Annotated in this window: 15 protein-coding genes; 5 read left to right on the top strand and 10 right to left on the bottom strand. The window is 41.4% G+C overall.

Annotation, left to right across the window (positions count from 1 at the left end; all coding sequences use genetic code 11):
* Positions 1 to 10: 10 nt before the first annotated feature.
* Entirely contained in the window at positions 11 to 1012 is a 1002-nt protein-coding gene (locus tag ACUXV2_RS07910) for a DUF3231 family protein (protein WP_446246467.1), read from the bottom strand.
* A 134-nt stretch (positions 1013 to 1146) separates the two neighbouring features.
* Entirely contained in the window at positions 1147 to 1449 is a 303-nt protein-coding gene (locus ACUXV2_RS07905; RefSeq protein ID WP_446246466.1) for a TIGR04104 family putative zinc finger protein, read from the bottom strand.
* A gap of 266 nt (positions 1450 to 1715) precedes the next feature.
* On the opposite strand from ACUXV2_RS07905, the gene ACUXV2_RS07900 reads away from it, so the two are divergent.
* Positions 1716 to 2486 (top strand): MBL fold metallo-hydrolase, encoded by a 771-nt coding sequence (locus tag ACUXV2_RS07900; RefSeq protein WP_446246465.1) that lies wholly within the window; start codon positions 1716 to 1718, stop codon positions 2484 to 2486.
* Positions 2487 to 2532: 46 nt separating this feature from the next.
* On the opposite strand, the gene ACUXV2_RS07895 is transcribed toward ACUXV2_RS07900, so the two are convergent.
* Together ACUXV2_RS07895 and ACUXV2_RS07890 are read right to left on the bottom strand one after the other, a co-directional pair.
* Positions 2533 to 3144: a YitT family protein gene (locus tag ACUXV2_RS07895; RefSeq protein ID WP_446246464.1), complete on the bottom strand. Its 612-nt coding sequence runs from the start codon at positions 3142 to 3144 to the stop codon at positions 2533 to 2535.
* Positions 3145 to 3305: 161 nt separating this feature from the next.
* A complete protein-coding gene (locus ACUXV2_RS07890; RefSeq protein WP_446246463.1) occupies positions 3306 to 3848 on the bottom strand; it encodes a hypothetical protein in 543 nt (180 codons plus the stop codon).
* Between the two features lie 276 nt (positions 3849 to 4124).
* Here ACUXV2_RS07890 and ACUXV2_RS07885 point away from each other — a divergent pair, with 276 nt between their 5' ends.
* Together ACUXV2_RS07885 and ACUXV2_RS07880 are read left to right on the top strand one after the other, a co-directional pair.
* Positions 4125 to 5045 carry a hypothetical protein gene (locus tag ACUXV2_RS07885; RefSeq protein ID WP_446246462.1) on the top strand — a complete coding sequence of 307 codons (921 nt, stop codon included), beginning with the start codon at positions 4125 to 4127 and terminating at the stop codon, positions 5043 to 5045.
* Positions 5046 to 5086: 41 nt separating this feature from the next.
* Positions 5087 to 5539 carry a GNAT family N-acetyltransferase gene (locus tag ACUXV2_RS07880; protein WP_446246461.1) on the top strand — a complete coding sequence of 151 codons (453 nt, stop codon included), beginning with the start codon at positions 5087 to 5089 and terminating at the stop codon, positions 5537 to 5539.
* 50 nt (positions 5540 to 5589) lie between these two features.
* On the opposite strand, the gene ACUXV2_RS07875 is transcribed toward ACUXV2_RS07880, so the two are convergent.
* From ACUXV2_RS07875 to ACUXV2_RS07860, 4 genes are all read right to left on the bottom strand, one after another.
* Positions 5590 to 6198, bottom strand: a complete 609-nt coding sequence (locus tag ACUXV2_RS07875) for an alpha/beta hydrolase (RefSeq protein WP_446246460.1) — start codon at positions 6196 to 6198, stop codon at positions 5590 to 5592.
* A 17-nt stretch (positions 6199 to 6215) separates the two neighbouring features.
* Positions 6216 to 7196, bottom strand: coding sequence for a ring-cleaving dioxygenase (locus ACUXV2_RS07870; RefSeq protein ID WP_446246459.1), 981 nt, complete (start codon positions 7194 to 7196; stop codon positions 6216 to 6218).
* Positions 7197 to 7383: 187 nt separating this feature from the next.
* Entirely contained in the window at positions 7384 to 8229 is an 846-nt protein-coding gene (locus ACUXV2_RS07865) for an STAS domain-containing protein (RefSeq protein ID WP_446247020.1), read from the bottom strand.
* Positions 8230 to 8546: 317 nt separating this feature from the next.
* The gene (locus ACUXV2_RS07860) at positions 8547 to 9617 is read right to left on the bottom strand and encodes an alpha/beta fold hydrolase (protein WP_446246458.1); all 1071 of its coding nucleotides are present in this window, start codon (positions 9615 to 9617) and stop codon (positions 8547 to 8549) included.
* Positions 9618 to 10247: 630 nt separating this feature from the next.
* On the opposite strand from ACUXV2_RS07860, the gene ACUXV2_RS07855 reads away from it, so the two are divergent.
* Positions 10248 to 10448 carry a hypothetical protein gene (locus ACUXV2_RS07855; RefSeq protein ID WP_446246457.1) on the top strand — a complete coding sequence of 67 codons (201 nt, stop codon included), beginning with the start codon at positions 10248 to 10250 and terminating at the stop codon, positions 10446 to 10448.
* 26 nt (positions 10449 to 10474) lie between these two features.
* Complete coding sequence (gene sda, locus ACUXV2_RS07850) at positions 10475 to 10639, top strand: sporulation histidine kinase inhibitor Sda (protein WP_446246456.1); 165 nt, start codon at positions 10475 to 10477, stop codon at positions 10637 to 10639.
* A gap of 100 nt (positions 10640 to 10739) precedes the next feature.
* On the opposite strand, the gene metH is transcribed toward sda, so the two are convergent.
* Positions 10740 to 14189 carry a methionine synthase gene (gene metH / locus ACUXV2_RS07845; RefSeq protein ID WP_446246455.1) on the bottom strand — a complete coding sequence of 1150 codons (3450 nt, stop codon included), beginning with the start codon at positions 14187 to 14189 and terminating at the stop codon, positions 10740 to 10742.
* Entirely contained in the window at positions 14170 to 16020 is a 1851-nt protein-coding gene (locus tag ACUXV2_RS07840) for a bifunctional homocysteine S-methyltransferase/methylenetetrahydrofolate reductase (protein WP_446246454.1), read from the bottom strand. Before ACUXV2_RS07840 ends, metH begins: the two co-directional genes overlap by 20 nt.
* Positions 16021 to 16037: the final 17 nt, after the last annotated feature.

Here is a 16037-nt window from a genome sequence, read left to right as displayed (position 1 = left end):
CATTATCCATTCACTTATATAAATCCTTTTGATCAGTTGATTGAGGCGGCTGCTCCATCCATCCTCTTTTGATCAACAAGCTTAGTCCATCTGTTGAATATTTCATGATTTCCGTGATAAATAATCCGTAATGCACAGAAAGATCCTTACGCATTGACATTGTTGCTGCATGACATAAAGTAGTCAAACCTACTGTGTTTGAGGCAGAAATGAAGAATAGCATCAGTTTCTCGGAAAAAGGGGAAGCTGTTGTATGTTTAACCTCCATCGTTACAGGATACGTCGGAAAGAACTCGTCTTTCATCAATACTTTATTGAGAGTGAAAATCTGTTTCTCGCTTAACTTCTTTCCCTGCCTTAAATATTCTTTCACGTCTTTGTCTTTTGATACTTGGAGAAAACCCTTCAGCATGACCATGCCAATACAGTTTCTCTCGATCGCGAAAAAGAGTTCACTCAGTTCAAATGCATTTAACGGCCTGGATTCACCAAACCAGGTTTCCAACAAGGACGGCTGATGATTGATGAAGTTGACAGAAGTCGGATACTCCATTTTAGGTGGACGGTCATAAATCCCTTTCGTAATCATTAAATTCAAGGATTTCTTGTATAAATCGCTTGTTTGATTCAATTTTTCATGAAAAAATGCAGCGATATCCCCCCTCGCCACTTTTCCCAGATACGTTGCATAATGAGATATGATGATTTGACCCGCCCGATAAATGAAACTTAGAGAAAATAAATCTGTGAATAAAGGCGGGACTGTAAGATCGATATCTTTATCTGAAAAACCTTGTGGCACCGGGAAGTCTTCTTCCTCGAAAATAGTTTTTATCTTTTCAATCGTATCATTGCATGTTTTTAATACATCTGCTAATAATTCTTTTATTTCATGGTCTTCGAGGTGATGAAGGAAATACTTATAAAAGCAAATCGTAGCAGAACAATTCATATAACTAACCCATAAAGCTGATATTTCAGCTGTTGTTAAAGGAATTTCATTTTTAGCCATCAGCCCGCTCCTTTAAGTCATTATTACAGATTAGTGTTTTCTTAATTGGTAGGCTTATTCCAAAAAAATCATCATTAAGAAATAATGAATGTAAAATAAAAGGGACTGCCCGTGCCGGCAGTCCCTTACAAACACTATTTCTCCTTAGGTTTCACTTCATACTTAACAAAGAATGGAAGCAGCAGCGAAATCACAAAAGCCATCATAACAATGAGCACGAATGTCACTACTTTGGACAGCCCCATATCAGGAGCGATCAACAACCCAAAAATAACGGCTGGGACGATGATCAAAAATGAGACAAAAAACTTTGAAGCAAAACTGATTGTATGCTTCTTTCCGCAGCCTCTGCATTCGACAGGCTTGTAGGAACTCCATATCGAAAATAATAGTTCTTTCCATTTAAATTTACTCTTACACACTTCACAATTCTGCAAAACTTTTCCTCCTAGGAATCCATCTGAATCTCCCTCTATTTTACCATAAAATCTAATAAGAACGCTTCATTCAGTAGATCTTCCCTTCGCTTCCTCTAAAGAAAAACTATCGACAGCTTGGTATATTTTTTTCTGTTTTTATGTAAGTAACCATCCTTCAAAAAATCCATCTATTTTTATACCGGTAATTGCGGATTAAAAAGAGGATTTTCCCTTTAAGTTTAGAATATAATCACTAAACAATGAATAAGAAAGGGAATCCTGTTTTGATTAAAACATTTAAGTTAGTCAGGAAAATCGCTGCTCTTCGAATGCCGGTATATATCACAATGATTGATGATGCACTGGTTGATTCGGGTCCATATAGTTTACATAGGCAAGTCCGGAAGATCATTGGGGAACATCAAATACAGAGCGTCATTCACACTCATCATCATGAGGATCATACAGGGAACAGCCCCTGGATCGAGAAGCACATGCAGATTCCTCAATGGATTCATGCAAATGGTGTGGAGAAATGTCTGGAGGACACAAAGCTCCCTTTTTATCGTTCGGTGTTTTGGAATAACCGGAAAGCGTTTAACCCAATGGAATTGTCGGGTGATGAGTTCAAAACAAAACAACATACATTTAAAATCGTTCATACACCCGGCCATGCTGATGATCACATCATTCTCATTGATGAGGAAAATGGAATTTGCCTTTCTGGTGATTTATACCTTTATCACTCACCGACATCCCATTTTTCATTTGAATCTGTGCCTGAATTGATACACTCTCTTAACATAGCGCTTACCTACTCTTTCAAGGAAGTCTACTGTTCACACGGGGGGTACCTTCCCAATGGAAGGAGATTAATGGAGCGGAAAAGGGATTTTCTCTTGAACATTCAGGAGACTGTTCTGAACCACTATCGTGAAGGACGGACCATTTCTGAAATCAGGAATATGCTATTCCCGAAAAATAAACCTTTCCAATACCTTTCCCTTTTTGAAAATTCTCCTATACACACGGTGAACTCAATCATCAAAAAATAAGTGAAGGCCCGTCCCGCAGCGCATTAAAGCACTGCTGGACGGACCTTCACTTTGCGGTTTTTTCAACCCAGGGGACTCCCTGCTTGATTTCCAACTTATAGATGAAATCAAGAATTTTCGTTCCGATGAATTGACAGATGAGCGCATATAGGATGACTTTAAGGTCTATGACAATCCCAGTTAATAATAACAAGCTGGCATTGATGACAAAAAGGGTCTTGCCGGGTGAATATCCCTGCAATTTGGAGATGATGAGTGCAAGTATATCCATCCCCCCTGAAGACGCGCCCATTCTAAATAGAATCCCGATTCCAATTCCAAACAATACTGCCCCGAGCATCATATCCAGGAAAACATTCGTTAACGGTGCTTTCATATATGGACTAAAGTAGTTGACCGTAACAGATGTAACTGTCACACAGAACATTGTCCAAAAGGCATTCGCCTTTCCCAGCCATTTAACAGCGGCAATCAATAGTCCTGCATTTAACACCCAAAGGGTGATGGAGAAGGGTATGTGGAAAAGATAGTTCAGCAATACACTGGCACTTGCAGCCCCGCCTGATGGGATGAAATGCGGAAACAGAAAGACAGCCATTGCCGCTCCTTGGATACCTGATGCTATTGTGAGGATGACTGATTTCAATAAGTAATTCATCTTTTGCATTACTCCTGCTTCGCTGCGTCTTTTATATACAAGTTTAGTAGTCTTTTATAGAGTCTGCAATGTGAAAATATGCTCACGCTAAACTAGACAGGCACTTTTGCATGCACTAACAGAAGTGTTTGTTTTTAAAGAACAAATAATAGCGCATTATTTCATTCTACCATTAATACAATTTTGCCTGCTTCATCCCCGTTTTTGTTTACAGTGATTTTCCACATGCCATCTTCTTTAAAGTTTAACGTGATCGGCACACTATATGCATCCGCATTAAATGTGGTGAAATCCTCACTTACTTCCATTTGAACCCCTTGTGTATCTTCTCCTTTTTTACTGAACTCCAGATCTACATCTTCATGATTTCCCCAGATCAATAAAGAAGTACGGTATTCTCTTCCTGCTTTTGGAGTTTCCTCAAAAGCAATGGCTGCCTCTCCCTCAACTCCTTGAAACAAATGAACTTCACCTTGTGCATCTTCCACTTGGATGATGGCAGCTTCCCTCCATTCTTCTCCTTCTGTAACAAATGCATTCAATATAAATGCGGCACCTGCCAATGCAGCCAAGCCAATCATTGTATTTCTGAATGAATGTTTCCCCTTAAAGGCATTCATGAGTTCAGATTGAGGTGCCAATCGTCTGGCAATAAGAAATACTGCTAATATGGAAATCAAGATACAGCCGGTCACAAAAAACATGAATGAAAACCCCACCTTCTTTTTAAATCTCTTTCCTTACATACGTATTGAATGCGTGAAAAGTTTCATTTAAAGATACATATAGTTGTATCACTTCATCTGAGAAGTTTGCCGAAAAGCAGGAATTTTGATGACCCATATCAAATGTAGTAAGGTGAACGTTTTAACAAAGAGTCTTTTTGATTACTGTTTTCTTCCCACCGGATACGGGTATTCAGATCAATTTAAATTGAGTCCGGCTATTTAATTCACAACTTAGTAAAGGAGTTATGATAGATGATGCTTACAAAGGAAGGCTGGGATGCAGCAAAGTCTTATTTACTTTCGCATGCCCGTCCACTGGAGCAAAAGCTTTTCGCTTATCACTTTGAAAACGGAAGCAAAGAAGATGTTGTGAAGGAGTTAGTCTATTTCCAAAATGGCGATGGCGGCTTCGGGAACAGCCTCGAACCGGATTTCAGATTAGGAGTTTCAACTCCTATGGCTACAACTGTGGGCTTACAGATTGCCAAGGATCTTCAACTTGAGAAGGATCACCCTGTTGTAGTAAAAGCAATGGAGTATCTGGAATCAGCATATGATGCCGGTTTGGAAACATGGCATGCTGTACCATCCGATGTCAATGACGTTCCACATGCACCATGGTGGCATTTCAATAAGGAACGGGGATTCTGTGGAGTGCAGACAACATGGGCTAATCCCAATGCTGAAATTGTAGGTTATTTTCACTTATATCAAAAAGAATACCCGTCATTAAAAAAATGGACAAAACGAGCATTGGCGGAACTGCCCAATCTCCCCCATCCTATTGGTCATCATGATTTCCTTTGTTATTCCAGGCTGCTTCAAAACATCTCTGATGATGAAGAAGCCAAACAAGAAATATATGCATCATTATCACAATCAATTCATGGAACTGTCTGCAAAGATCCTGACCAGTGGAATAATTATGTCGCAAAACCTTTAGATATCGCGCCGTTTCCTTCTTCTCCATTTCATGAACACCTGAAAAAGGAAGTGGAGATTCAATTAGATGCCGAAATCCATTCTCAGCACGAAAATGGCTATTGGCAGCCCGCCTGGTCCTGGTTTGGTGACTACGAAGATACGTGGGAAAAGGCAGAAATCGAATGGCGGGGAATCTTGACTCTTTCCATGCTGAGGACACTTGATGCCTACGGGAAAATAAAGAAATAACTACTATGATAAGCTGCTTAACTGTTTGAGGAGGAAAAAATATGAACGTCAAACCAATGACACCTGAAGAATTCAAGCTATTCCTGGAGAAATCGGTAGTAAGCTATGCAAAAGAAAAAACACGCTCAGGAAACTGGACCGAAGAGGAATCCATTGAAAGGGCGAAATCAGATTATAAGAGATTTCTTCCGCAAGGTGAAAATACGGAAAACAATTATCTTTATTCGCTGCATAAAGACAATTCGCAGATCGGCTCCTTTTGGCTTGCCGTTATGCCCAACAACACAGGATATATTTATAATGTCGAAATAGAAGAAGACTATCGTGGACAAGGTTTGGGTAAATTGGCAATGAAAGAAATCGAAATGAAGGCTAAGGAATTAAAGTTGAATAAAATAGAACTGCATGTGTTTGCCCATAATACGACAGCCAGACGCCTTTATGAAAATATCGGCTATGAAGTCACAAATGTAATCATGGCAAAATCAATCTAAAGTTAAAACCCGGGAGATTACACACTTCCCGGGTTTCTTTACTCTATTTACTATTTAAAATTCGAAACAAACCATTCTTTTGCAGCGTCCACTTCTTCTCTTCTTAATTCATGGCCGCCATCAGTCCAATACTCGGTAACAGGTGATTTCGCATCGATCAGGTTCTTGATCAGTTCCTTCGTTTCAGCCAATGGGATCAATGGATCTCTCTTGCCCGCTCCAATGAATACAGGGGAATCACTCAATTCCGGAAGTGTGACCCCTCGGCGGGGAACCATTGCATGAAAAAGGATCCCGCCTTTAAGTGCATGTTCATGATGATATATGAGACTCGCCGCAATATTGGCTCCGTTTGAATAGCCTATGGCCACCACATTCTCACGGTCAAATTCATATTCCTTGGCACTTTCATCAATGAACTCATTTAATTCTTTTGTACGGAATAGTAAATCTTTCTCATCAAAGACCCCTTCACGCAAACGGGCAAAGAAACGAGCCATCCCATTCTCGTCCACGTTTCCTTTTACGCTCAATACAGACGCGTCAGGAGCAATCATTTCAGCAAGTGGCAATAAATCCCGTTCGTCTCCACCGGTGCCATGCAAAAGTAATAAGGTAGGCAGTTTATCATTTTTACCTTTTTTAAAAATATGCTTCAATTTCATCCCTCCATTATTTATTCTTTCGTATCCAGCGGTTTTAATTTTGCCTCAATGGATTCACGCTGGTTTTCAAAATATGGCGGCAAGGATAGATTTTCACCCAAGCTTTCAAAGTTCTCATCTGTTTCAAAGCCTGGTCCGTCCGTAGCCAGTTCAAATAGGATGCCGTTTGGTTCGCGGAAATAAAGTGAACGGAAATAATAACGTTCTACAAATCCCGAGTTGGGCAGTCGTGTCTGGGTAATCCAGTCCACCCATTTACGTAATTCCTTTTCGTCTTCAACACGGAACGCAACGTGGTGCACACTCCCTCTTCCTGGTCTTTCCTGCGGCAGGTCATTTCTCTCTTCAAGGTGCACCTCTGCCCCTGTTCCGCCATCTCCGGTTTCAAATACACGAACTTCAGGCTGCCCTTTTTCATATGCAGGGAAGCTTCTCGTTTCACGATAGCCCAAAACGTCTGTCAATACTTTAGCGGTAAGTTCTCCTTTTGCTACAGTAATAGTAACCGGACCCAGTCCCACTATTCCATATTCGACAGGTACCGGGCTCTTCTCCCAAGGTTTTCCCCCCGGGACTCCATCATTGTTCTCATCGGATACCAGCATCAAACGTTGTCCTTCAAAATCCCGAAACCCCATTGCAGCTCTTCCTGTATGATGAGAAATTTCATCATGCTCCACTCCTGATTCTTCAAAGCGGGCCTTCCAGAATGTCAGGGCTTCATCGTTTTTTACCCTTAGTGCTGTCAAGCTGATGCTGTTCGTTCCCTTATACGTATTACCAGCATGCGGGATTTCAAAAAAAGTAAGATCCGTACCTGGATTTCCCCGTTCATCCGCATAAAAAAGATGATAAACAGAGGTGTCGTCCTGGTTGATGGACTTCTTCACAAGCCGCATACCGAGTGTTTTTGTATAAAATTCATAGTTTTTCTTGGCGTTGGCCGTTAAGGCAGAAACATGATGCTGACCTTTCAATGGTTTTACATTCATTCCTTACTCACTCCCAATCCGAAATCGTTCTATTCAGTATCTACAAATAGTTTATCTTATATTTATCTTTAATTCAAGACTTTTAATTTCGAAGCTTTTTGCCTTTTATATAAAAAAAGAACCCCGTAATGTCAGAGTCATGTCTAACATTCACGGGGCAGTTCGTACGTAGACGAATGCATTTAACTTAAGGGTGAGCCTTGCTGTTGATCGTAATCGCCTGTGCCAATGTAGACGTAATCGTCAGATTGTCAAAGTTCAGGCCAAGCTGAACGGCCGTCTGTGCAATTTCAGGACGCAGCCCGGAAAGAATCGGCTTCACTCCGATTAACTCAAGCGCATCTATAAGCTGGAATAGCTGATGTGCAACCATCGTATCAATCATAACCACACCTGAAAGGTCTATAAATAAATAGGAAACTTCTTTTTGAACACATTGCTGCAATGTGTTTTCAAGTATCAATTTGGCACGGGTCGGGTCGATATTCCCGATTAGAGGCACTAATGCAGTATCTTCATTCAATGAGATGAGCGGAGTGCCGAGTTCATGAATGATTTGCTGCTGTGACTGAATCTGACTTTCAACTACTTGATTTTGAAGCTCCATAAACCTCAACATCGCCCTGTCAAAGGATTCAATCACAATATCCTCCCACATTCTCATCTGATCAAAAATATTATGATCTTGATACCCTTGGGCAAATTCATTCACAAAATCAAGATATTGATTACGGACCCGCATGAATTCCTTGATGATATTATGGGTAGGGGTTTCAAGATGCTGTTTATCTTCAGCGATGGTAAGTACCCAATCATCCAGTCGTTTATTGAATGTCTCTTTATCAATGATAAATACTTCACAAAATAATTGATGAAATTCAAAATTTTGTTTTTTTAAATTTTCAATCACGTTCGGATCACTGGAGGAGTACACTCCTGATGCTTTACTCTTATCGATTGAATTATACCAGGCTTCCGTCAATTGGCGGGCCCTGGTTAATAAAAAGGTATGTAAGTCATTATTTCTATGCATTTTTGGCACGTTCCTCCCCTGATAGATGATACCCCATTTTAGATTATCATTCATTTAATCGCTTTCAGTCCATTATAGTATAGTAAATTACCATTATCCAATCATTATGGGCTGGAATGAATACCAAATGTGCAAAAAAGGTCCTCTTATTGTCAGGGTTCCTCTTTTCCTAAAAAATTCGATCAGTTTTTATTATTAGCAGCATCGGGAAAGATTCCCCCTATAATCAAAGATGTACGGTCATCCACTTCAAGAATAGTGGCAATCATTTAAGCAATGGTAGAATGCATTGGTCTTAAACCCATCCACTCTCTCCTTTAAGATTCAATTATCCTATCCCAGTTTCTTGAATCTAGCGTTTCGCAATGCTTCTTTTCTTCAATCAGTAACTGTTCTATCTTCCGTGTATCGATCGGGTGGAATAAATGAGCAGAATGATCAAGGAAGATCAGTTTTTTTTCTTTCTCAGCATGAAGGAAATCAACGTATTCTTCAACTAATGAACCGAAAACATGAACATCCTTTGCACCATGTATAAATGTTACCGGTATTTTCAAGTTTGACACTGATTTCCGGCAATCAAGATATGGCAGGCCTTTTATGAAATTGTCGGTGTATGTAAGTTTAAAACCTTTATACATAGTATTATATATATCCAATAATGAATAATCTTGTGATGCAAGCATCCTCCACATGATTTTTGCAAGTCCAGGATGCTTTGTTAGACCATCAGTATAAATAAGCGAATTGAATTTTGACTGCCATTTTCTAAGAACCGACCATTGCTTATAACTTTCTGTAAATGGAGGCGCCCCTATGTCATTTAATTCATTTATCGCTTGAATATTCTCCCTTTTTTCTGCTTCAAGCTTAGCCCACTCCAAAGCAAGGCGGTCATTTTCTGTCCAACTTACAATTTGTGAAATCCCAACATAAGAATAATAATCTTCTGGAGACCTTCCTGCCAAATGAATCCCGACTAGACTTCCAAACGAATGAGCGGCCAGGAAGATTTTTTTCCTATTAAACTTTTTCTTTAGATAATGGGTTACATCATATGCATCATGGATGAATTGTTCGAGGTTGATAGATTCTGAAGAGATACTTGATGAATAAGACTTTCCGGTGCCCCGCTGGTCCCAGAAAACTAAAATGAAATGCTTCACGAGTTCTTTTGTATTTGTTGCAATCGTGTAATCCTGCCCCCTGCTTGACACACCTGGGAGCGGCATTGATGGTCCTCCATGGATGAATAATAATATTGGACTATCAATGCTTTCCCCTTGTATTAAGATTGTCTGGGATACTCCGCCGATAGTAATTGTTTCAACACGGTCTATCCCCTGATCCCCAATTGAAAAATCCCTCTTCTTTAACCACTCTGCCATGCATGATCCCCCTTTCACCTCTACAAATGATGGGTTATAAAATCCCCGCAAAAAGAGCTTTCCTTGTTGTTTTTCACTGCGCTTATGAGAATATAGTACTTCATTACTTTATTCCCAAATCCACCTTTATATTTCTGATTTTTCAGAAAACCAAATCTATAAAACTGCTTCTTCTAGTAATTGCCTATAGACGCTGCAATTGGGGAGAGCCACGTTTAAAGCGGGCGAGTTTATCATTCATGAGGTAAGTACCCCTTCCAAAACAGCACCAGCTTCTTCAAATCCACTCCCTTTTCACTACTTCTATTGTACCATTATCCATTATAAAGGTTCGTATTCTATAAAAATTATCCATTCAATTTTCAAAAATGTAAAAGAATTCATTTTAATGTATATTCATTAAAAATTTCATTTGATTTTCGTTATTTTTTCTCGCTTCTACACCTATTAGGGTATATAATGTAAGAAAGGAACTTTTTTTTGAATTTTATGTCGATTTAACGAATTGTCTGTTACAGTATGGATACTCTTCCGGGAGATCTCACAATTAAGAGCCAGATGAAATTTTAAGATAGTATTAAAAGTATGGCTTTTTTAGCCGATGGCCATTTAATTGGGGAGTTGATGAGGATGGAAAGAAAACTATCGAGATCAATGATAGAAGTCCTATCGGTAAAGAGTGCGCGAGAATTCTGCATAAACATGGACATGACGCCGAGTATATCGAATATCTCCATGATAACCGGTTTTTCGGAAGAAAAGATCCTGGAACTTATCGAACTTGACTTTCCAACATGTCCTTCTTCACCCAAGAAAAAAAGCATGATATAAAGGGACCTGAGAAAGGAGCTGGATTTATGAACCGTCTATCCGATTACCACTTGCTTGCTGCATATGACAATAGTGTAAAGCTGCAATTGGACCCCTTGTTCATAAACATGCTCAAACAAGAAATCATTACGAGAAAACTCGATAATCTTAATTTAGAAAAAGTAAAAACACATAAAGAGAAAAAAGAGTAAGCACCCTGTCATTGACAGGGTGCTTTCGAATTTTTTCAGTATGTTATCTGGTATAACAGTTTTCTATCATCATATAGGAAGACTGTGAAAAGCGCCTCCACTAAAGCACATTAAAGTAACGGGCTTCAGGATGGGCAAATACCATCGCCGTAACAGATGCTTCCGGCTCCATCATACATCCATCCGTCAATTCGATGCCGATCCGTTCAGGTTTTAGAAGCCTGAAGAGTTTCTGCTGGTCATCAAGGTCCGGGCAGGCAGGGTAGCCAAATGAAAAGCGCTGACCTTGATAGTTTGTTCGAAAACGGTCCTGCATCGTAAAATCAACCGGATCGGGAAAGCCCCATCTGCTTCTCATCATTTCATGAACTCTTTCCGCAAGTCCTTCAGCTGTCTCCAGTGCCAGTGCCTGAATCGCATGGCTTTCCAGGTATTTCCCTTCCTCCTTCAATACCGCAGCCCATTCTCTGATCCTGCGGCCGGCTGTAACCGCAAAGAAACCGACATAATCCATCTCACCGCTATCTACCGAACGAAGATAATCCGCTAAACACAGATGCTGGTTTCGATTTTGCCGCGGAAAATGAAATCGCTCAATTTCTTTCGTGACGTCATCAGGGTCATAAATGATGACATCATCCCCTTCTGCCTGAGCAGGGAAAAATTGATAAAGAGCTGAAGCATGAATAAGACCCTCATTTTTTGCTTTATCAAATAAATCATCCGTAATTTCCTTGATCCTGAGTGTCCGTTCATCTTCTTCTTCCAGAAGCCTTGTAATCTTCCCTTTGATTCCGAGATGATGACCAAGAAGCATCTGCTGATTAATATAAGGATGAATTTGATTCAACGAAAAATCTTTAATGGTATGGGGCCTTAGATCAGGTGGAACATGTACCTGTACATCTTTTGATACCGTTGAACGGACCTTGACTGCAACCGACGATTGATTTACAGATTCTTTTTCAACACTGTTACTGCCTTCGAGAATCTTCTGTCTGCTTTCTTCTTCCCACTTCTTTCTCGTCCCTTCATCTTGAACCCCATTGATGATGCTTAATCCATCCATGGCGTCTTTTGCATAGAGAACAAGTCCTTCATATTCTTTCGCTATTTTGTTAGTGGTGAATTTCCTTGTCAGTGCCGCGCCTCCTACGATGATTGGCACCGAGATGTTTGATTGCCTCAAATCTTGTGCTGTTACGACCATCTGCTGTGCGGATTTCACCAACAGTCCTGATAGTCCGACAATATCAGGCTTTTCTTTTCTAATCACTTCAATTAATTCTTGCGGCGTGACTTTAATGCCCAAGTCTTTCACTTCATACCCGTTATTGCTAAGGATGATGTCCACCAGATTCTTACCTATATCATGAACATCGCCCTTTACTGTCGCAAGGATCACTTTTCCTTTAGAAGAAGATGATGCTTCATTCTGTTCCATATGCGGCTCCAAAAAGGCGACAGATGCTTTCATGACTTCGGCACTTTGGAGTACTTCTGCCACGATAAGCTGATTATCATTGAATAAGCGTCCCACTTCACTCATTCCATCCATTAAAGGACCATTGATGATATCCAGCGGTGCACTATATTGTTTTAGAGCCAGTTCAAGGTCAGGAATCAATCCTTCTTTTGTCCCTTCGACAATATAGTGAGCAAGTCGTTCTTGGAGTGTCATCGTATTGACGGGTATTTTCACTTCTTTTTTCTTTCCACGATAAAATTCAGTGAAAGCTGCAAGAGTCGCATCCGTTGTTTCAAACAAGAGCTTTTCTGCCTGTTCCACCTCTTCCGCCGGAATGGAAGCGAACCGTTCGAGTTTCTCTGTGTTCACAATCGCGTAATCCAGCCCTGCTTTCGTACAATGATATAAATATACGGCATTTAGCACTTCCCTGCCGACCGGGGGCAGACCGAAAGAGACGTTGCTTATCCCGAGTATGTGCGGACAATCAGGGAGCAGCTCTTTAATTTTCTTGATTCCTTCAACGGTGGCATTCGCCGATCCTATATATTGTGCATCCCCTGTCCCTACAGGAAATACAAGAGAATCGAAGATGATATCCTGTGAAGCGAGTCCGTATTTCCCCGTCAACAGTTCATGGGATCTTAGAGCGATCTCGACCTTTCGCTCTGCCGTCACTCCCATTCCCTTTTCATCAATGGTGCCTACTACCACTGCAGCTCCGTACTTCTTTATGAGCGGAGAAATTTTTTCAAATCGTTCTTCCCCGTCCTCCAGGTTGATGGAGTTGATGATCACTTTACCTTGTGAGTATTTCAAAGCCGTTTCCAGAACCTCTTCATCGGTAGAATCGATGACCAGGGGAACCTTCACCTTTTTCACGACTTCCTGGATAAAGGTATTCATATCTTCCACTTCATCCCGGTCCGGATCGGCCACACAAATGTCGATGACCTGGGCTCCGTTTTTCACCTGTGCCCTTGCGATTTCTGAAGCTTCTTCGATTTTATTCTCGGCTATCAATCGCTTGAATTTCCTTGATCCAATCACATTCGTCCGTTCACCCACCAGGATGGGGCGGTTGTCCTTGTCCTCATATAAAAATGGTTCGATTCCTGATACGGCATGAGCATGTGATTCGTTCGGTATCCTTGGCTGAAATTCTTTTGCCAAGTGAGATAAAGCACGTATATGCTCAGGAGTGGTCCCGCAGCATCCCCCTATTAGGTTCAGCCACCCTTTCTCAAGAAATCCCCGCATTTTTAAGCTGAGCGATTCCGGAGTTTCATTATAATTCCCTTCCTCATCAGGCAGTCCTGCATTTGGATAACAGCTAACATAAGTCGTCGCTAAATTTGAAAGAGACCTAAGATGGTCCCTCATAAATTCTGGTCCAGTCGCACAGTTCAACCCAACCACCAGAGGATTCAGATGTTCAAGCGACAAATAAAAAGCTTCTATATTTTGGCCTGCCAATGTGGTACCCATGGGTTCAATGGTTCCGGATAAAAGAATGGGGACTTCCCTTCCACTCTCTTCACAGGCTGCCCGGATACCCAGGTTGGCTGCTTTCACATTCAACGCATCCTGACTTGTTTCGAGTAAAAGAACATCGACTCCACCATCCAGAAGTCCTTTCGCCTGTATGCGGTAGTTTTCTGCTAATTCATCGAAACTGATCCCCCCTGTTACCGATAACGTCTTAGTCGTAGGCCCCATAGAGCCTGCTACGAATCTTGGCCATTCATCAGTCGAGAAGGAATTTGCCGCTTTTCTTGCAATTTCAGCGGCTGTTTTATTTATTTCGTAGGCTTTAAAGCCTAAATCATACTCATCCAGTACAACGGGAGTACCTCCGAATGTGTTCGTTTCAATCACATCCGCTCCGGCCCGCAGATATTCACTGTGGATATTGTAAATGACTTCCGGAACAGTGAGGACAAGATGTTCGTTACACCCATCAAGTTCCTCACCACCGAAATCTTCCGGAGATAAACTAGCTTCCTGCAGCATCGTTCCCATAGCCCCGTCCAGTACTAATATTTTCTTTCTAAGCTGTCTTTTAAATAATGCGCTGGCCATAAGGAACCTCCTTTTCTGTCCCGGCTTTTCCTTTCATATGCTGAAGCAATTCTATGCTCATATCATAACGGACAAATGGGGTAATCAGATAGATACCGTTAAACAACCTAAGTGCGGTGTCCAATAGTTCCTTTGCAATTTCCATTCCGACTGCCCTTGTATGAACAGGGTCTGTACCTGCATCCTTCATTCTCTTTCTTGTTTCTTCAGGAACCTTGATTCCGGGAACTTCATGGTGAAGGAATTCTGCATTCCTCGAACTCAATAAAGGCATGATCCCGATGAAAATCGGGGTGTCCAAATGTTTGGTAGCTTCATAGACTTGGAATAGTTCTTCCACTCCAAATACCGGCTGAGAAATAAAATAATCGGCTCCTGCAGTTATTTTTCTCTCAAGGCGTTTCACAGACGCATCCAAGTGTCTGAAATTCGGATTGAAAGCAGCACCGACTGAGAATTGTGTCTTTTGCCTGAGTGACTTGCCTGAAAATGATATTCCTTCATTATTTTGTTTGATCAATTCGATCAGTTCCAGACTTGATAGATCGTATACGGAAGCTGCCCCCGGAAAGTCCCCAATCTTGGCGGGGTCGCCTGTAATCGCTAAAATATTGTGGATCCCCAGTGTGTGCAGGCCCATTAAATGAGATTGAAGACCGATCAGATTACGGTCACGGCATGTAATATGAACCAATGGCGTGAGGTCGTATCTTTCCTTTATCATTGTCCCGATGGCGTCATTACTCACTCTCGGAGATGCCAACGGATTATCTGCAAGGGTCAATGCATCAATCCCCTCTTCCTTTAAAGCTTGAGCACCCTTGAAGAACAAATCTGTATCAAGGTGCTTCGGAGGATCCAGCTCGACAATCACCGTCTTCTTCTCTTTCACTTTATGATGCAGGAGCTTTTCTTTTAAAGGCTGAGATGATAGTTGTACTGATTTTTTGGTCTTCACTATTTTTTCCGTCACAGGCACCCTGCTTTTTAATTTCTTTGACACAGCCCGGATGTGCTCAGGAGTCGTTCCGCAGCACCCGCCTATGATCCTCGCCCCTTGTTCACGCAGTTCGTTGCTGATATCCCCGAAATACTCAGGTTCGGCAGAATAATAGAATCTTCCTTCTTCATAGTTCGGCAGACTGGCATTAGGATAAACGGATAGAAAAGCTCCCTTGGGAATCGGGACTTCCTCCAAAGAAGAAACCATATGGTACGGTCCCATCCTGCAATTGATGCCGACAACATCTGCACCGAGCATTTCCAGCTGATGAAGTGCATCTTTAACATTCATGCCATTCTGAAGGACTCCCGTTTCATGCAGCGATACCTGTGCAATGACGGGAAGATCGGTTTCCCGCTTTGCAATTTTAAGGACTGTCGTCAATTCCTCAAAGTCGTAATACGTTTCAAGAAGGATTCCATCGACACCTTCAAGAAGCAAACAGTAAAGTTGTTCCCTGAAGCTTCTTTTAATTTCCTCCAGGGGAATATTTTGCTTGATCGCTCTGATGCCACCAATGGTCCCTGCAACATAGGTGTGATCCCCTGCAGCCTTTTTGGCAAGTCTGGCCGCTGCTGTATTGATTTCTTTAACAGAATCCTCCAGTCCGTAACGTGAAAGTTTTTCATAATTTGCTCCATACGTATTGGTCTGGATGATATCTGCTCCTGCTTCGATATAATCTCTGTGGACCTTCAAGACTTCCTTGGGGTGTGAAAGGTTCAACTCCTCAAAACAACGATCCACTCCGTATGAATACAGGAGAGTCCCCATTGCTCCATCTGCTATTAAAATTCTATCTTTCAAAGATTGTATCAGCGGTTTCACTCGATCCCTCCTTCTTT

The organism is Rossellomorea sp. NS-SX7, assembly GCF_052828565.1.
This window is presented reverse-complemented; position numbering and strand designations above follow the sequence as displayed.